12 protein-coding genes are annotated in these 17513 nt (G+C 74.1%); 8 read left to right on the plus strand and 4 right to left on the minus strand.

What is annotated here, in order from left to right:
* The first annotated feature begins 180 nt into the window (after positions 1-180).
* Positions 181-1104 carry a sirohydrochlorin chelatase gene (locus ACFVYS_RS10475; protein WP_389500686.1) on the plus strand — a complete coding sequence of 308 codons (924 nt, stop codon included), beginning with the start codon at positions 181-183 and terminating at the stop codon, positions 1102-1104.
* A 113-nt stretch (positions 1105-1217) separates the two neighbouring features.
* Here the strand turns inward: ACFVYS_RS10475 and ACFVYS_RS10480 are convergent, their stop codons facing one another.
* Positions 1218-2258, minus strand: a complete 1041-nt coding sequence (locus ACFVYS_RS10480) for a lactonase family protein (protein ID WP_389500688.1) — start codon at positions 2256-2258, stop codon at positions 1218-1220.
* Between the two features lie 256 nt (positions 2259-2514).
* Positions 2515-4098 carry an FUSC family protein gene (locus ACFVYS_RS10485; protein WP_389500690.1) on the minus strand — a complete coding sequence of 528 codons (1584 nt, stop codon included), beginning with the start codon at positions 4096-4098 and terminating at the stop codon, positions 2515-2517.
* Between the two features lie 315 nt (positions 4099-4413).
* Between ACFVYS_RS10485 and ACFVYS_RS10490 the strand changes: the two genes are divergently transcribed.
* Positions 4414-4890 carry an Lrp/AsnC family transcriptional regulator gene (locus ACFVYS_RS10490; RefSeq protein ID WP_362521057.1) on the plus strand — a complete coding sequence of 159 codons (477 nt, stop codon included), beginning with the start codon at positions 4414-4416 and terminating at the stop codon, positions 4888-4890.
* 139 nt (positions 4891-5029) lie between these two features.
* Positions 5030-7816, plus strand: a complete 2787-nt coding sequence (locus ACFVYS_RS10495) for a beta-L-arabinofuranosidase domain-containing protein (RefSeq protein ID WP_389500692.1) — start codon at positions 5030-5032, stop codon at positions 7814-7816.
* A 15-nt stretch (positions 7817-7831) separates the two neighbouring features.
* Here ACFVYS_RS10495 and ACFVYS_RS10500 read toward each other — a convergent pair whose 3' ends face one another.
* Positions 7832-8644 carry a LysR family substrate-binding domain-containing protein gene (locus tag ACFVYS_RS10500; RefSeq protein ID WP_389500694.1) on the minus strand — a complete coding sequence of 271 codons (813 nt, stop codon included), beginning with the start codon at positions 8642-8644 and terminating at the stop codon, positions 7832-7834.
* 58 nt (positions 8645-8702) lie between these two features.
* Here ACFVYS_RS10500 and ACFVYS_RS10505 point away from each other — a divergent pair, with 58 nt between their 5' ends.
* Positions 8703-9089, plus strand: a complete 387-nt coding sequence (locus ACFVYS_RS10505; RefSeq protein WP_054240975.1) for a DUF5997 family protein — start codon at positions 8703-8705, stop codon at positions 9087-9089.
* Positions 9090-9095: 6 nt separating this feature from the next.
* Here the strand turns inward: ACFVYS_RS10505 and ACFVYS_RS10510 are convergent, their stop codons facing one another.
* Complete coding sequence (locus ACFVYS_RS10510) at positions 9096-10016, minus strand: DMT family transporter (protein WP_389500696.1); 921 nt, start codon at positions 10014-10016, stop codon at positions 9096-9098.
* A gap of 68 nt (positions 10017-10084) precedes the next feature.
* Between ACFVYS_RS10510 and ACFVYS_RS10515 the strand changes: the two genes are divergently transcribed.
* From ACFVYS_RS10515 to ACFVYS_RS10530, 4 genes are all read left to right on the plus strand, one after another.
* The gene (locus tag ACFVYS_RS10515) at positions 10085-10975 is read left to right on the plus strand and encodes a LysR family transcriptional regulator (protein ID WP_389500698.1); all 891 of its coding nucleotides are present in this window, start codon (positions 10085-10087) and stop codon (positions 10973-10975) included.
* An 87-nt stretch (positions 10976-11062) separates the two neighbouring features.
* Entirely contained in the window at positions 11063-11452 is a 390-nt protein-coding gene (locus ACFVYS_RS10520) for a cold-shock protein (protein WP_389500700.1), read from the plus strand.
* A 180-nt stretch (positions 11453-11632) separates the two neighbouring features.
* Positions 11633-12487, plus strand: a complete 855-nt coding sequence (locus tag ACFVYS_RS10525; protein ID WP_389500702.1) for a DUF4132 domain-containing protein — start codon at positions 11633-11635, stop codon at positions 12485-12487.
* The gene (locus tag ACFVYS_RS10530) at positions 12484-17484 is read left to right on the plus strand and encodes a hypothetical protein (protein WP_389500704.1); all 5001 of its coding nucleotides are present in this window, start codon (positions 12484-12486) and stop codon (positions 17482-17484) included. Before ACFVYS_RS10525 ends, ACFVYS_RS10530 begins: the two co-directional genes overlap by 4 nt.
* Positions 17485-17513 lie beyond the last annotated feature (29 nt).

Below are 17513 nucleotides of genomic sequence, written 5' to 3' on the forward strand. Positions count from 1 at the left end.
GCGTAGGGAACGTACGTCATGCCCCAAAAGGGGGATTACCGCCTCCGAGGGCAAGTCGCCTGGAAAACACGCTGATCACTTCTGATCCGTACGTAACTCATCAGACAAAACCGGACGGATACCGCTCACGTGCACCCTCCCCGAACAGGGGAGCCCAGGAAGCCAGTAACATGCGTCGCCATGAGCTCCCCCACTGGGCCCGCGTCCGGCCTGCCAGTACGAATGCCGCGGCCTCGCCAGCCTGGGCGGCACCGCCGACCCGAGCCGGTGGCGGCTCCCGAGGGCGCGCCCGCGCTCGTCCTCGCGGTGCCTGGTCCGCCGAGTGCCGCCACGCGCGGTCTCGCCGAGGAGATCGTGAGCATCGCCCGCTCCGAGCTGCCCGGCCTCGACGCACGCATCGGTTACCTGGACGGGGACGACAACGGTTTCCCCACCCTCCAGTCCGTTCTCGCGCACGCCGCCGGTGAACGCACCGCCCGCTTCGAGCAGGCCCGTGCCGCCGGACTGGACGTCAAGGAGCCCGACGGCCCGGTGGGCGTCGTCGTGCCGCTGCTGGCCGGTCCCGACGGCGCGCTGCTGCGCCAGGTCCGCCAGGCCGTCATGGAGAGCCGGATCGCGGCCGAGCTGACCGATGTGCTCGGCCCGCACCCGCTGCTCGCCGAGGCCCTGCACGTGCGGCTGTCCGAGGCCGGTCTGGCCCGCGCCGACCGCGCCCGGCTGTTCACCGTGGCGACGGCCGCGGACGGCATCATCCTCGCCTCCGTGGGCGGCGATGAGGCCGTGCAGGCCGCCGGGATCACCGGCATGCTGCTCGCCGCGCGCCTCGCCGTGCCGGTGATGGCCGCGGCTCTCGACCAGGAGGGCTCCATCGCCTCCGTCGCCGAGCAGCTGCGCTCCTCCGGCTCCCAGCAGCTTGCGCTGGCGCCCTACCTGATCGGACCGGAGATCGACGCCACGCTGGTCGCGGAGGCGGCCAGGGAAGCCGGTTGTGCCGCCGCCGAGGCGCTCGGCCCGTACCCGGCCATCGGCAAGCTCGCGCTGGCCAAGTACACGACCGCCCTCGGTATCGCCCCGCCGCAGCCCCAGGGCGCGCCGGTCCGCTGAGCCGAACGCACGGACGCCGTACGAACGAAGGGCCCGCTCCGGGTGTGGAGCGGGCCCTTCGCGTCCCCCGGGCCGGCGCGAGGCCGCTCGGCGGTGCGGGTCGGCGGTGCGGGTCAGCCGAGGATTACGCAGGAGGCGGCGGGGACCGCGATCGAGCCGGCCCGCCGGGGCAGACCGGTCGCCGGGTCGAGGGAGAACCAGGTGACGTCGCCCGAGCGTTCGTTCGCGACGTACAGGAAACCGCCGGACTCGGCGACGGCCCGCGGCCAGTGTCCGGCGCAGGGCACGGTCCCGACCAGCCGCAGCATCTCCCCCGCGCCCTCCACGGCGAACACGGAGAGCACGTCCTCGCCCCGGGTGGCGGTCCAGACGAACCGGCCGTCGGGCGAGACGGCGAGGCCCGAGGGGTAGGCGTCCCCGGCCGGGGCGCCGGGCAGGACGGCGGACTCGGCCAGCGGCTTCAGCGAGCCGTCCGAGGCGTCCCAGCGGCAGACGGTGACGGTCGGGGTGAGCTCGTTGACCACGTAGGCGTAGCCGCCCCCCGGATGGAAGGCCAGGTGGCGAGGTCCGGAGCCGGGGCGCAGCGCGTGCTCACGGTGCAGGACGGGGCTGCCGTCGCGCAGGGCGCACACCCGTACGGAATCCGTCCCGAGGTCCACGCTGACCGCCCAGCGGCCACTCGGGTCGGGCTGCACCTGGTGGGCGTGCGGGCCCTGCTGGCGTCGCGTGTGCGGGCCCGAGCCGGTGTGCCGCAGGACGCCGGAGGCGACGCGGGCGAGGGTGCCGTCGGCGCGGACCGGGACGGCGGTGACGCTGCCGGAGCCGTAGTTGGCGGTGAGGACGTGTCCGTCGAAGACGCTGAGGTGGGTGGGGCCGCTGCCGCCGACCGGCACCGGTGGCCCGGTCTGCTCCGGCGCGTCGCCCGTCACCCGGTACGCGGCCACCGCGCCGTCCGCCGTCTCGCTGACCGCGTACAGCGTCTCCCCGGTGGGCGACAGGGCCAGATACGAGGGGTCGGGGACGCCGTTCACGCTGCTCAGGACGGTCAGCGCGCCGCTGACCGGGTCCACGGCGGCGGCCACGATCCCGGGCCCTCCAGCCGCCGTGAACGAGCCGATGAACGCCCGCCGTCGCCTTCCGCCGAGGTCTGCCACCGCTGTCCCCTCCCGGGTCGCCGCTGCCGCTGCTGACGCTGCTGCTCGGGGTGACCGTAGCAGTCGATCACCAGCGGTCTAGACCAGGCGCGCTTACCCGGCCGCCCGACGGCCCCCGACCGGCGGGCCACCGCGTCCGAGTACCACGTCCGGGTGCCGCGTCCGCTCAGGCGCCGAGCGGTGCGGCGACCCTTGCGGTGGGTGCGGCCCGGCGCGCCCGGTCCGCGGGCCGCCGCGCCGAGAGGTCCGCGTCCGCTCAGACGCCGGCCGGGGCGCGGGCCGCGCCGCGCAGGGGCACCGCGAGCTCGAGAAGAGCCCGCTCCAGGGCGTGGAGGTGGGCCAGCACCGGTTCCGACCCCGCGCCGAGCGGTACGGCGACGGTTTCGGCGGGATGCGCCCGTCCCTCGGCCGGTGTGGCGGTGTGGGCCTCGACCGGTGTGGCGGTGACGGCCTCGACCGGTGTGGCGGTGACGGCCTCGACCGGTGTGGCGGTGAGGGCCTCGACCGCGGACTCCACCCGCCAGCAGGCGGCGACGAGCCGTGCGTCGTGCGAGGCCTCGGGGTCCGCGGCGACCGAGGCCAGCCCGCGCACCTCGCGGGCACAGTCGTCGAGCAGCTCCAGCACGTGCCGGGCCCGGCCCTTGCGCGCCCGCAGGGGGCTGAGCGGATGCACCAGCGGCGCCAGCGACAGCCGGACCCGGGCGAGGATCTGCTCCAGTTCGACCACCCGCCGGGCCGGGTCCGCCGCCTCGGAACCCGCGAGCCGGGCGGCGGCCTCTGCGGTGCACAGGTGCACACAGCGCAGGGCGCGCTCCACCCAGGCGTCGGTGACGGAGTGCGTGGTCACCGGGAGCACCAGCAGCACCGCCAGTGCGGCCCCCAGCGCCCCGACGGCCGTCTCGGTCACCCGCAGGGCGAGCAGCGCCGGGTCGAGCAGGCCGAGCAGCCCGTACAGGGCGCTCGCCATGACGGTGACGGCGAGCATCATCCAGGTGTACGACACGGCGGCCGAGTAGAAGATCCCGAAGACGCCGACCGCGACGACCACGGCTGTCGCCACCGGCTCGCCGTGCAGGGGCAGGGCCACGACCAGACCCAGCACGATCCCGAGAACGGTCCCCAGGAACCGCCGGAACCCCCGCACGAGGGTCTCGCCGCGCGAGGTGGTGTTCACGAACACCCACCAGGTGGCGCCCACGGCCCAGTACCACCGCTGGTCCGACAGGGCCTGTCCGACGACGAGGGCGATCCCGGCGCCCACGGTCGCCTGCGTCGCCTGCCGCGTGGTGATCCGCGCCAGTCCGGTGCCGCCGCTCGGCGGGGCGACGGTCGCGGGCGCCGGGTGCCGTCGTTCGTAGGGCCACACCCCGAACCGCACCGCGGACGACGCGGCGATCGACAGCAGGACGGCCGCGCACAGCTCGGGCAGCTGACCGGGGACGGTGTGCAGGAACTGGGCGGCGAAGAAGGTCATGAACGCGAACACCCCGAGCGAGTGCCCGCGCGGCCCCCAGCGCCGTGCGTACACCCCGGCCCCGACCACGGCGAGGAAGGCCGCGTCACGGGCGACGGGCACCTCGTGCAGGACGGCCGCGAGCGCCAGCACCGGCAGCCCGACGACCGGGAGCAGGGCGGTGGTCACGGCCTGTCCGCGCACCGTCGGGTCCGTCACCGTGAACAGCGCGAGCAGCGCGGCCAGGCCACCGGTGACGGCCGCCACCAGCGAAAGCCCGGCCGGCCCGCACAGCGCGACGGCCAGCCCGATGCCGAGCACGGCCCGGGAGGCGAACCGCAGTCGCATCCGTCCGGGATCCGGTGCCACGAACGCCCTCTTCAGCAAGCTGCCCCGCCCTTTCCCCACCCTGGTGTACCGCGACATACCGCGACATGAGAATGGCGCCGCGGGGGTCCGCAGCGCCATCGACTCCGCCATTTGAGCATCCGGGGGGCTGGTGGTTCAACCGAGTCTGGTTCGACTGGGCCAATGGCTCACTCCAGGTCGGGATCCCCTCGCCAACAGCCTGCCATCGGCACACTCCCGCCGACGGCTTCGGCGGCGGCGTCCACCCGGCCGGTGGTGCGGGCCCCGGCCGTCATGCTGGGCCATTGGTACAGTCGGCGCTGATCACGAACGTGCGACGAGGAGGCCCGCCGGATGGCCGTGGACGAGCTGGACACCCGCATCCTGCGCCTGCTGCTCGAGCAGCCGCGGACGAGCGTGCGGGAGTACGCCCGGCTCCTCGGCGTCGCGCGCGGCACCCTTCAGGCCCGCCTCGACCGGCTGGAGCGGGACGGCGTGATCACCGGAGCGGCGCCCTCGCTCTCCCCCGCCGCGCTGGGCCACCCGGTGCTCGCGTTCGTGCACATCGAGGTCACCCAGGGACACCTCGACGACGTGGGCGACGCGCTGGCCGCCGTACCGGAGATCGTCGAGGCGTTCTCCATCACCGGCGGCGGCGACCTCATCACCCGGGTCGTGGCGCGCGACAACGCGCACCTGGAGGACGTGATCCAGAAGCTGATCAGCCTGCCCGGCGTGGTCCGCACCCGCAGCGAGGTCGCGCTGCGCGAGCGCGTGCCGCACCGGCTGCTGCCCCTGGTGGAGTCGATCGGGCGAGCGGCCGCGAAGTAGCGTCCGCCTCCGCAACTTTCCGTCCCGTCAGGACCGTTGACGCTCCCCCGTCACCCCTCTAGCGTCTGGTCGACCATCCGTGCACCGTTCGTGATATCGAACGGACGTGTCGATCCCCTGTGGACCGGAGGAGCAGCACATGGCACCGCCCCTCACCCGACGGATCCTGCTCCAGAGCGCGATGCTCACGGCGGCCGTCCCCGCGATATCCGCCACCGCCGCGGCGGGGGCCTCGGCCGCCGCGCTCCCGCCCTCGGCCGCCTGGTCGCTCCGGCCCTTCGGCCTCGAGGACGTCGCGCTCGGCGCCGGTGTCTTCGCAGCCAAGCGGCAGCTGATGCTCGACCACGCCCGCGGCTACGACGTGAACCGGCTGCTCCAGGTCTTCCGCGCCAACGCCGGCCTCTCCACCCTCGGCGCGGTCGCCCCCGGCGGCTGGGAGGGTTTGGACGGAGAGGCCAACGGCAATCTGCGCGGCCACTACACCGGGCACTTCCTGACCATGCTCTCCCAGGCGTACGCGAGCACCGCGGAGCAGGTGTTCGCCGACCGGCTCCGCACGGCGGTCGGCGCGCTGACGGAGGTGCGCGAGGCCCTGCGGCACGATCCCGCCGTCCTGAGCACCGACGGGAGATTCGGTACGGCCGTGGAGAACGTCCGCGGCTCCTACCAGTACGTCGATCTGCCCTCCGGCGTGCTCGGCGGCGCCACCGAGGTCACCCTGGCCGCCTGGGTGAAGCCCACCCATGACGCCGCCTGGACCCGGATCCTCGACTGCGGCAACGACACGACCCGGTATCTGTACCTGGCCGCCCGCAACGCGAGCGGGGTGCCCCGGTTCGCCATCACCACCGGCGGGCCGGGCGGCGAGCAGGGACTCGACGGCACGGCCGCGCTGCCCCTGAACCGGTGGAGCCACCTCGCGGTGACCCTCGCCGGGGGCACCGGCACCCTGTACGTCGACGGCACGGCCGTGGCCCGCAACACCTCCGTGTCGCTCACCCCGGCCGCCCTCGGCGCCCTCACCGGCCACTGGCTCGGCCGGTCCCACTACGCGTCCGACCCCGTCTTCGCGGGCGCCTTCGGCGGCTTCGACGTCTGGTCGCGTGCGCTGACCGCCGACGAGGTCGCCGGATTGCAGAGCGGCCGGGCGGCCGGCGATCTCGCGTCGTACGCCTTCGACGAGACCTCGGGGAGCACCTTCGCGGACGCCTCCGGACGCGGCCTGACCGCCACCCTGCGCCGCACCTGGGACGGACCGAGCCATCCCGGGTTCCTCGCGGCCTACCCGGAGACCCAGTTCATCCAGCTGGAGTCGATGACCGGCCCCGACTACACAAAGGTGTGGGCGCCCTACTACACCGCCCACAAGATCCTCAGGGGCCTGCTGGACGCGTACCTGGCCACCGACGACGACCGCGCGCTCGACCTGGCGTCCGGGATGTGCGACTGGATGTACTCCCGGCTGTCGAAGCTGCCCGAGGCGACGCTCCAGCGCATGTGGGGGATCTTCTCCAGCGGCGAGTTCGGCGGCATCGTCGAGGCGATCTGCGACCTGCACGCCCTCTCCGGCAGGGCCGAACACCTCGCGCTGGCCCGGCTGTTCGACCTCGACAGGCTCATCGACGCCTGCGCGGCCGACACCGACACACTCGACGGGCTGCACGCCAACCAGCACATCCCGATCTTCACCGGACTGGTGCGGCTGTACGACGCGACGGGCGAGGCGCGCTACCTCACCGCCGCGAAGAACTTCTGGCGCATGGTCGTACCGCACCGCATGTACGGCATCGGCGGCACCAGCACGGCGGAGTTCTGGAAGGCGAGGGACGTCATCGCGGGGACGATCGGCGCGACCACCGCCGAGACCTGCTGCGCGTACAACATGCTGAAGCTGAGCCGGATGCTCTTCTTCCACGAGCAGGACCCGGCCTACATGGACTACTACGAGCGGGCCCTGTACAACCAGGTCCTCGGCTCCAGGCAGGACACTCCGGACGCGGAGAAGCCGCTGGTCACGTACTTCATCGGGCTCACCCCGGGCCATGTGCGCGACTACACCCCCAAGCAGGGCACGACCTGCTGCGAGGGCACCGGCATGGAGAGCGCCACCAAGTACCAGGACTCGGTGTACTTCAGGGCGGCCGACGGCAGCGCGCTGTACGTCAACCTCTACAGCCCGTCCACGCTCACCTGGGCCGAGAAGGGCGTCGCCGTCACGCAGAACACCGGCTTCCCGTACGAACAGGGCAGCACGCTCACCGTCCGGGGGCGCCGGGCCGCCTTCGCGCTGCGGTTGCGCGTGCCGTCCTGGGCGACGGCCGGCTTCGAGGTCACGGTCAACGGGCGGAAGGCGGGCGGGACGCCGGTGCCCGGCAGCTACTTCACGGTGTCCCGGACCTGGCGCGACGGGGACGTCGTCCGGGTGACGATGCCGTTCCGGCTGCGGGTCGAGAAGGCGCCCGACGACCCGTCGCTCCAGACCCTGTTCCACGGTCCGGTCAACCTCGTCGCCCGTAACTCCGCGACGACGTACCTGGAGTTCGGCCTCTACCGGAACGCGGCCCTCTCCGGCGACCTGCTGCCCTCCCTCACGCCGGTGAGCGGGAAGCCGCTGCACTTCACCCTCGACGGCACCGAGTTCGCCCCCTTCCACGAAGGCACCGAGGATCCGACCCACGCCTATGTACGGCGGGCCGAGCCCGCAATCGTCTTCGGCGACAGCGAATCGGGGGTGGCCAACCCGGCGAAGGCGGACGGCACCACCCTGCTCGACGAGGTGTGGGCGCAGGCGCCCTTCCGCGGGAAGCCGGCGCTGGTGGCGCGGGTACGGACGGTGGTGGACGCCTGGGTGGCCGCCGGGCTGCTCGGCGCGGCCGACGGAGCGAAGGTGGTGCGCACCGCGCGCGGGGCGACCTACGTGCCCTGACGGCGCGGGAGGCCGCTACGACCGGCGGCGGGGCTTGCCGCCGCCGGTACCGCGCCGGCCGCCGCCGCCCTTCGCGGCACCACCCTTGGCGCCACCCCCCTTGGCGCCACCGCTGCGGCCGCGGGCACCTCCGGCGGTGCTCTTGCCCGCACCGCCGCCGGCCTGCGGCTTTCGACGCTCGCGCTCGCCCTTGCGCTCCGCCGCCGGAGCCTGCTGGGCACGGCCCCGCGTGCTGTTGACGGTGCGGCCGCGGACGATGCCGATGAAGTCCTCGACCAGCTCGGTCGTCGCGTCCTCGGGCCAGGCGAGGCCGATGTCCGATCGGGGCGCGTCGACGATCGTCCGGTAGGTGAGGTCCTTGCGGTGGTGCAGCCGGGCCAGGGACTGGGGCACGACCAGCACGCCGATGGGCGCCGCGACCACCTCGCACGCGCCCTCGGTGGTCGCCGGGCGCTCGAAGGCGGCCTCGCCGGGCAGCTGCTCCCAGCCGAGGACGTCGTCCAGCGGATGGAGGACCACCTCGTCGGCGAGGTCGGCCACCGTGATCTCCTCGGCCGCGGTGATCACATGGTCCCGGGGGACCACGACGACGGTGGTCTCCGTGTACAGAGGGATCGCGCTGAACACCGTACGGTCGACCGGAAGCCGCACGAAGGCAGCGTCCGCGGCACCCTCCCGCAAGACGTCGGAGGCCTCCGTGGGAGTCACCTGGAGGAGGCTGAGGGGGGTGTCGGGCAGGCGCTCCGCCCAGATCCGCACCCACTTGGCGGGCGTCACTCCGGGGACGTACGCGAGCCGGAACGAGGGGGAGTCCGCCGAGTCGGTCATCCCGCCAGGCTACCGGCTGTGGTCGGAGGTCTCCGCCGCGGCCGATACCCTGGACTGTATGAAGTCGCAGCAGAACACCCAGACGATGAAGCCCGCCACCGCGGCGAAGAAGCTGGGTGTGCACCTCCCCGCCACGCCCGCCGAGTTCCAGGAGGGCGTCGTCTCGCGCGCCGAGCTGAACGAGCTCCAGGCGAACCCGCCCGAGTGGCTGCTCAAGCTGCGCGAGACCGGCCCGCACCCCCGTCCGGTGGTCGCGGCCAAGCTGGGCGTCTCCATCGCGGGACTGGCCCGAGCCGGAGTGACCGAGGCGCTCACCACCGAGCAGATCGAGGCCGTCAAGGACGCCAAGCCCGAGTGGCTGGAGAAGGAGCGCGCCACGCAGGCCGAGGTCCGCAAGGAGACCGTCCGCATCAAGAAGCGCAACGCGGAGCGATCCGAGTCCTGACCCCGGTCAGCGGCGCGGCACGAGGATGCAGAGGGCGTTGGCGCAGACGACGGCGGCGATCGCCGACCAGTCGACGAGGCCGAGGTCCTGCCCCAGCCCGAACCGGCCGACCAGTGCGGCGAGCACCGGGTTGACGCTCATGAACAGGCCGAACGCGGCGGCGGGCACCTGCCGCAGCGTGAACAGATCGGCGAGGTAGGGCACCGCGGAGGAGAGCACCCCGGCGGCCACGGCGTAGCCGAGGGACGGCACGGTCGGCGGGTGGCGCAGGACCAGAACCACGCCGACCGGCAGGAACAGCACGGCGGAGACGGTCGCGGCGGCCGCCGCGCCCTGGGCGCCGGGAACCCGTCGTCCGACCGTGCGGTTGAGCAGGATGTACGACGCCCAGCAGGCGGCGGCCAGCAGCCCGAGCCCCATCCCCGGATAGTCCGTGGAGGGCTGCGGGCGCATCAGGGTGACCGCGCCCGCCGCCGCGATCACCGCGCAGCAGGCGTCCACCCGGCGGCGCGCGGCGGCCAGCGCGATGGCCAGCGGCCCGAGGAACTCCAGGGTCACCGCGAGACCGAGGCCGATGCGGTCGATGGCCGTGTAGAGCGACAGGTTCATCGTCCCGAACACCAGCGCAAGCAACAGGACCGGCCCCCACTGCCGCCGGGTGAAGGACCGCAACCGGGGACGGCCCACCGCCAGCAGGACGAGCGCGGCGACGTACTGGCGTACCGCCACGACGCCCGTGGGACCGAGCACGGGAAACGCGAGGGAACCGATCGCGGCGCCGGTCTGGTTGGACAGACCGCTGCCGACCATGGTGGCCACCCCGGCGAGTCGCCGCCCGCCACGGGACGCGGGTACGGAAACGGCGGCGGCAGCGGGAACCGCCGCGGAGACGGTCGGCGAGGGTGTGGGTACGGACGCGGCTGGCATACCCGGATCGTCCTCCCGGCCCGTCCTTGCGCAAAATGCATGACGCGCTCCATCTATACGATGGAGTCATGGATCTGAGCGGTCGAGGGCAGGGCGGTCAAGGGCCGGGTGTGGAGCTTCGGCAGCTGCGGTGCCTGGTCGCGATCATCGACGAGGGCGGTTTCACCGACGCGGCCGCCGTGCTCGGGGTCTCCCAGGCGGCGGTGTCCCGGACCCTGGCCTCGCTCGAACAGGCGCTGGGCGTACGGCTGTTGAGGCGTACCTCCCGGGTGGTGACGCCGACCGCGACCGGGCTGCGGGTGGCGGCGCACGCGCGCCGGGTGCTCGGTGAGGTGGACGCCCTGGTGCAGGACGCGGCCTCCGGACACTCCCGGCTGCGCATCGGCTACGCATGGTCGGCGCTCGGCCGCCACACCCTCGACTTCCAGCGTCAGTGGACGGCGCGGCGCCCGGACACGGAGCTCCAGCTGGTGCGCGTGAACTCCGCGAGCGCCGGTCTGGCGGAGGGCGCCTGCGACATGGCGGTGGTGCGCAGGCCCCTGGAGGACCGGCGGTTCGACGCGGCGATCGTCGGCCTGGAACGGCGTCTGTGCGCGCTGGCCGCCGACGATCCGCTGGCCCGGCGCCGCTCGGTGCGGCTGGCCGATCTCGGCGGTCGGACCCTCCTGGTCGACCGCCGCACCGGCACCACCACCCCCGAGCTGTGGCCGCCCGACGCGCGCCCCGCCACGGAGGAGACCCACGACGTCGACGACTGGCTGACGGTGATCGCCACCGGCCGCAGCGTCGGGATGACGGCCGAGGCGACCGCCAACCAGTACCCGCGGCCCGGCGTCGTCTACCGGCCGGTGCGTGACGCCGAGCCCGTCGCGGTCCGGCTGGTGTGGTGGCGCGACGACCCGCACCCCGCGACGCAGGCCGTGGTCGAGCTGCTCACCAGGCTGTATCGCGCACAGTGAGTCCCGGAGTCGCCCGGGGCCCGTCGCCTTGACTACGATCTGGGCAGGTTCACCGATGTGGGTGTTTCGAGGTTGCTGGGGGTTGGGATGGTTGCTGGTCGTGTGGTGCGCTTCGACAGTCAGCGGGGCTACGGCTTCATCGCGCCCGACGACGGCGGGGAGGATGTCTTCCTGCACGTCAACGACATGCTGATGCCCGAGTCACAGGTGCGCCGGGGCATCGTGGTGGAGTTCGAGATCGAGGACGGCGAGCGCGGTCCGAAGGCGTCCGACGTACGGCTCGCGCGGGGTGCGGACGGCAAGCCCCTGGCCGCCGACGACGACGTCCTGTGCGATGTGCTGAGCACCGAGGAGTTCACCCGGGACGTCACCGAGGCGCTGCTGAGCGCGGCGCCCTCGCTCACCGGTGAGCAGATCGTCCAGGTGCGGGCCGGCCTGGCGCAGTTCGCGAAGAACCACGGCTGGGTCGAGGGCTGACGTCTCCGGCCGGCCGGGGGCGCGCGATGTCACCGGCAAGGGCCGCCGCAAAGTGCTGACCTGGGGTCTCGTCCTGCCGGATCCCGGGGTGCCGCCCGCTCCGTCACCTTCCGAATCCCGTTGTCAGTGGCCTGTTCTACTCTTCCCGTCACTTGATCAATGCGGGTGCGGGAGGCACACATGGGGTGGGTGTCGGCCGGCGACTACGAAGTCGCCCTCGATGACGGCAAGGTGGTGTGCCGCAACGCGGCCGGGCGGCGGTTGAAGTCCGTGCCGCCCAAGATCGCCGACGAGCCGGCGGTGGTGGGCCTGCGTCAGCTCACCGAGTGGCTGGAACGGCACGAACGCCAGTGCCTGGCCGACGTGGAGCGGTGGATGGTGCGCTCGCTGCCGGTGCCGTTCGCCGTCGTCGCGCAGGTGTGGCCCGACCCCGCCTGGCAGGCGGCCCTGCGCGACCTCGTCGTCACCGGGCCCGACGGCGAGGTGGCCGGGTTCCTGCGGGACGCCGACCCCGAGCGCGGACTCGGCCTGGTCGACCTCGACGGCGACACCGTCCGCATCACGCCCGAACTGGTCCACCTCCCGCACCCCGTGCTCCTCGACGACCTGGAGGAACTTCGGGAGTTCGCCGTGGAACTCGGCGTCGAGCAGCGCGCCCAGCAGTTGTTCCGCGAGGTGTGGCGGCGCCCCGCGACGCTCGACGCGGAGGCCACCGCGGTCGAGGAGTACGCGGGCGGCTCGTTCAAGGAACAGCGGTTCCTGCACGGCCGGGTCACCCAGCTCGGCTACCGCGTGCGCGGCGGCCACGCCGTCGCCTCCGTCCTCGAGGAGAACCGCACGGTCGAGGCCCGGGTGTGGGTCGGCGACTACGAGGGCTACGAGGAGGCGGAGACCGGACCGCTGGTGTTCACCGACTCCGCGGGCCGGGCGCTGAAGCTCGGTCTGATCGGGCCGGTGGCCTGGTCCGAGGGCATGCGCATGGCGGCCGCGCTGTACGCCGGGCGGGACATCGAGGACGAGGAGCGGGCGGCATGACGACCTACGACGAGACCACCGCCGGCGCGCTGCTCGACGCGGGCGCGGTGCTGCCCCCGCGGAGCACCACCCGCGAGGACGCCGACACGCTCACCGTCCGCAGGTACACCCACCCCGCGCTGGACGACCGGCAGATCGTGCGGCTCGTGCCGGGCACCCTGGGCGAGGCCGAGGACCTGGCGCTGGACTTCCTCGGGCTGGCCCGCGACCCGGAGACCCCCGAGGTCGGTCAGGTGCGCCGGGAGACCCTCGGCTTCCCCGCCTGGGCGCTGGTCAACGACCCGGCGAACGGCCACCACGCGCTGGCGCTGGTCAAGGACGTCGAGCGGCTGGCGCGGCAGGCCAAGTCCCGCCCCGGCAACGCCAAGGACGGCTTCGAGGCGCTCGGCACCCGGCTCGGCCGGGCCGTCCCGCACTTCCTGCCCACCTTCTACGAGCAGGCCGCCCGCGTCTTCCTGCAGCACGAGAACACGACGTACGCCTCCGCCTTCTTCGGCAAGGCCCGAGAAGCCGAGCGGGTGCACGCGCTGAAGGTCGACGAGGAGCGGCAGCGGGCCGTGTTCCTGGAGTTCGCGTTCGCCGGGGCGCTCACCGTCAAGGCGCTCAAGGAGCACGTCAAGGCCCTCGCGGCGCGGCTCCACGCGGCCGAGGCCTGGGCGCAGTTCCGGCAGTTGACCGTGGAGCGCTGCGTGGCCGGGATGCCGCCGTACGCGTCCCTGCCGCAGGACGCGCGCGGGCTGATCAAGGCCGCCGGTCTCGACCGGGTCACCGAGGAGTGCGACCTGGTCGCCGACCTGCTCTCCTCGCCGGCCGCGGTCCGGGCCCCCGCCTCCTTCTGGAACGCCTACCGGGCGACGCTGGCCGTCCTCGCCGAGCGGCGACCGGAGGTGCGTGAGCGACTGCTGGAGATCATGCCGGCCGGCCTGGGGCGTTCCATGGAGGACGACGAGTTCTGGCTGGCGCTGCTCGCGGAGTGCGGGGCGGATCTGCTCCTCACCGGGGAGACGGCGGCCGAGGTGGACCCGGCGGACTGGCTCGGCCGGTGGGCCCTGCACCGCAAGCACGGCGGCAATGTCAGCGGCCGTTCCCCGGCCACCCTCGCCCTGGTGGAGCGGATGGGGCCCCGGCTGCGTGCCCTGGGCCGTCCCGTCGATCTGTGCTCGGGCCGCTGGCACGCCGGCGCCGATCTCGACCTGCTCGACCTGTGCGCGGCCCAGGGCGTGCCGCTGACGCTGCCCGGCCCCGACCACGTCGTGTACCTGTCCGTCGACCGCTGGTTGCGCGAGGCCGTTCCCGGCCGGCGCGACCTCACCGCGACCGCGGCCGACCCCCGCCTGCGCCGCCTGCTGTACGCCGACATCAACACCCTCAGCGGCCTGCGCCCCGCGCCGAAGGTGCTGGAGGAACTGGCCGCCCACCCGGTGCTCGCCGAGGTGCTGCGCGAGTGGCTGGACGACGCGGCCGGGGAACTGGCCTCGGCGGTCGGCCTGCCCGCCGCGCGGGCGGCACTGGACCGGCTCCGCCCCTTCCGTACGATCGCCGCCCGGGTCAGCCCGGCGGCCGTCGCCGTGGTCGCGGCGCACGCGGTCGCGCCGCTGCTCGGGCACACGCTGCGGGCCGGCCTGCTGGACGAGCTGGGCTGGCCCGCGCTGGACGAGGCGCTGCGCCGCCTCGACGCCGAGACCAAGCGCGACCGCGACGACACACTGAGCGTCAGCGAGGCCTGGCCCGCGCTGATCCTCGCCCGCGCGCACAAGGTGATCGTCGTCGGCCCCGAGGAGATCCTGCTCGAGCACGACCTTCGGCTGCCCGTGACCCTGGACCGCTGGCAGCGCCCGAGCTACCGCTACACGGACGGCGAACTGCTCGTCATGTGGCGGCAGGACGGCAAGCAGTTCGGCTACTGGTCGGCCCGCCCCGCCGACGTCTTCCCGCTCGGTGGTGAGCAGTTCCCGCACTGGTACGGCGGCAACGACGCGGGCGAACCGTCGATCCCGGTCCCCGGAGGCGGTCGCGCCACCGGCGGACGCACGCTGCACGCCGGTGACACCGTCGTACCGCCGAGCCGCCGCATCCTCGGCGACGGCACCTCGTACTGGCGCCAGGGCAGGCAGGGCCGGCAGCAGGTGTGGCTCGAGTACGACCCGGCGACCGGCACCCACGGGCGCGCCTCGCTGCCCGCGTTCCTGTCGTCCGGCATCCGCGAGGACGCGCCCCTGCTGCAGCAGCACTGCGAGGTGCTGCCGCTCCAACCCGGCCTGGAGCGGAGCCCGTTCGGCACGGACGGCACCGTGCTCGGCCGCTGGGTGCGCACCGAGGGCGAGGGTGCCGAGGCCCGCACCGTCGCCGGTACCCCGGACGGCCGCACCGTCACCCTGCCGTGGGCCGACGGGCGGGCGCCGGGTGTCCTGCTCGGCGCGCTGCGGCTGCCGGGCGGGGCCGAGCCCGTGGCCGTCGCTCTGCACCGGCAGATCGCCCTCTACACCGGCGCCGCCCCGTCCGCCGCCGGGGAGCTGGGCCGGGTGACACCGATGGAGCGCGGCGGTGAGTTCGCCGCCGGCACCCGGTTCGTCCCGCCGGTCGACTTCTGGCACGCCCTTCGCCCGCGCGACGAGCACGCGTCGGCGGTGCTGCGTGCCCTGACGGACGAGCAGGCCGCCGACATGCTGCGGACCGCGGGCGAGGCCCTGACGCGTCGGCAGGCGAAGCTGGCGGCGGCCAAGGTGGTCGACGGGACCTCGGAGAGCGCGGCCGTGGTGCCGCCCGCCGACGAGGTCGTCCAGGAGATCGTGTCCCGCTCCCTGCCCTCGCTCGGCGACGAGCGCCTCGTCAGGGGTGTCGCCTCACTGGTGCGCGCGGTGCTGCGGCTCGCGGAGTCGACCGCCGCGTTCGTGGCGCCGCCGGTCGAGCGGCCGAAGGCGGAGCGCCGTCGGACCGAGGGGATGTTCGCCGACCTCAAGCCCGAGTACGGCGACGACGCGACGCTGCGCGAGGCCACCACCGGGCTCACCGAGGTGCACGGGTGGTGGGGCAGCGAGGTCCGCTGGAGCACGCTGCGGCAGGTCCGCGCCGTGAACCACGTGCTGTCCGGGAAGCCGGCCGACGGCAAGCCCCTGGCCGAGGCCTCGCGGTCCACCGGAACCGCCGACGGATGGCGCAGCGACGAGTTCACCCTGCCGGGCATCGGGCTGGTGTGGACGCCCGTGCTCGACGTGCTGCGCCCGCTCGCGTACCGCGCCGCCTCCGCCACGACGACCGAGGCGCACCGCGAGGCACTCCTTCTGCTGTTCGAGGCGATCACGGACGGTCCGCTGGCCGCTCCCGGGGCGGCCCTGCGCGAGATCGTGCTGAGCGAGCCGCACGAGAAGCAGGAGCGCGTCGGCCAGGTGCTGCGCCGGGACGGCCGTACCGTCGTCGTCCTCGGCTGCCAGAACCTGGACCGGCAGGCGGGACGGGTGCACTGGCTCGCCCTGGACCACGATCCGGCCGGCTCCTTCGGCGCGATCGCCCACTTCACACTGGAGCGGGAGACCGCGCGCCCGGCGGTGTTCCCCGCCGACGCGCTGAGCGCCGTCACCCGGCTCGTCCGGGACAAGGGCCCGGCGCCCTGGCAGCCGGAGGCGCCCGCCGCCCTCGCCGCCGCGACCCACGGCGGGCTGGGGCTCCTGCAGGCGGCCCTGCTGCTGGCCGGCAAGCCGAAGCAGCTCACCGCCGAGGTGATCGCCGCGACCGGGCTGAAGCCGCGTCAGAAGGAGCTGGCCGACGCCCTGCTGTCCTCGGTCGGCAGCGGCGACCGGACGGCCCTCGTCGGCGCCCTGCTGCCCGGGAACCCCGGTGACCTGTGGACGGCCGGGCCGGACACGGAGGCGGCCGGCCGGGTGTGGGCCGAGCGGCTCGGCAAGGTCGTCCGGCTGCCCGAGGACCTCGCCGGGGAACTCTCCCTGGGCGGCCTGCCCACCGGCTCCGCGGAGGACGTCCTCAACCCGGGGCTGACTCCCTGGATCAGCCGCACCACCGTCCAACGGCCGGACAAGGACCGCAACCTGGTCGCGGAGGATCCGGCGGCGCTGCCGGGCCGGAACCACCTGACGGGTGCCGTGACCGCCCTGGCCGGACTCGCCTACTCCCTGCCTTACGGGCACCCGCTGCGGGCCGTCCTGCCGGAGAGCCTCGCCGCCCTGCGCCGCCGCTTCGCCGACCGGGGCCTGCTGCTCGACCTGGACGTCGCGTGGACGGAGAAGGGCTCCTCGTCCGCCGTCGAACTGCGCAAGGCGTACGGGCTGCCCGCCACCGGGGGCGCCGACGCCCACGGTCTGACAGCCGTGGGCGAGGCGCTGGTACTGCGCCCCTGGTACGGCGACCAGGAGACCGTCCTGGTCCGGCCGGGCGCGCTCGGGGCTCCCGATGACCCCGTGTTCGGGCTCATCGAGGGGCTGGTCGGGCCGGGACGGGGCGAGGGCATGCGGGCCCTGCGGACCCTTCTCGACGACGAACTGGCCCGCGCGGTCGCGGTCGGGGGCGACCCCGAGGGATCCTCCGGACACCCCCAGGACCCGACCTTCAGCGTGCCCGGGCTGGTCGCCGAGGTCGCCGCGGCGCACGGCCTCGGCGAGGACGCGGCGGCGCTCTACCTCCAGCTGCTGGCGCTCCCGGACCCCACGGACCGCAACTGCGCCCGCTGGACCGGCTGGAAGCCCGCCCGGTTGAAGAAGGCCCGCGCCGAACTCGCCGCGAGCGAGCTGGTCGTCGAGGCCAAGCGGGCGCGCGCCGGACGCACCCTGTTCCTGCCGTGCGGCTGGCTGGACCTGACGTCGCCCGCGCTGCCGGTGGAGATCTGGAAGGAGGGCCTCTACCCGGTCCGCGCCTACGGGCGCGTGCTGCCGCTGATGCCCGTGCCCGAACTGTTCACGCGCGCGTGGGAGCGCGTCCGCTCCGGCGACGCCCCGGCCTACGAGCAGCTCACCACCCGCGCCACCCGTAAGGGCCGCCGCCGATGACCACCCTCCCGCCCCCTCTGGAAGAACGC

Origin of the sequence: Streptomyces sp. NPDC058295 (assembly GCF_042880655.1) — a bacterium.
In the GTDB taxonomy this organism is placed as follows: domain Bacteria; phylum Actinomycetota; class Actinomycetes; order Streptomycetales; family Streptomycetaceae; genus Streptomyces; species Streptomyces coriariae.

Excerpts from the sequence above, each read along its gene's own strand:
- ACFVYS_RS10500 (WP_389500694.1), bottom strand. The coding sequence starts at position 8,644 with ATGACCGACTCGGCGGACTCCCCCTCGTTCCGGCTCGCGTACGTCCCC.
- ACFVYS_RS10510 (WP_389500696.1), bottom strand. The coding sequence starts at position 10,016 with ATGCCAGCCGCGTCCGTACCCACACCCTCGCCGACCGTCTCCGCGGCG.
- ACFVYS_RS10475 (WP_389500686.1), top strand. The coding sequence starts at position 181 with ATGAGCTCCCCCACTGGGCCCGCGTCCGGCCTGCCAGTACGAATGCCG.
- ACFVYS_RS10490 (WP_362521057.1), top strand. The coding sequence starts at position 4,414 with ATGGCCGTGGACGAGCTGGACACCCGCATCCTGCGCCTGCTGCTCGAG.
- ACFVYS_RS10515 (WP_389500698.1), top strand. The coding sequence starts at position 10,085 with ATGGATCTGAGCGGTCGAGGGCAGGGCGGTCAAGGGCCGGGTGTGGAG.
- ACFVYS_RS10525 (WP_389500702.1), top strand. The coding sequence starts at position 11,633 with ATGGGGTGGGTGTCGGCCGGCGACTACGAAGTCGCCCTCGATGACGGC.
- ACFVYS_RS10505 (WP_054240975.1), top strand. The coding sequence starts at position 8,703 with ATGAAGTCGCAGCAGAACACCCAGACGATGAAGCCCGCCACCGCGGCG.
- ACFVYS_RS10520 (WP_389500700.1), top strand. The coding sequence starts at position 11,063 with ATGGTTGCTGGTCGTGTGGTGCGCTTCGACAGTCAGCGGGGCTACGGC.
- ACFVYS_RS10530 (WP_389500704.1), top strand. The coding sequence starts at position 12,484 with ATGACGACCTACGACGAGACCACCGCCGGCGCGCTGCTCGACGCGGGC.
- ACFVYS_RS10495 (WP_389500692.1), top strand. The coding sequence starts at position 5,030 with ATGGCACCGCCCCTCACCCGACGGATCCTGCTCCAGAGCGCGATGCTC.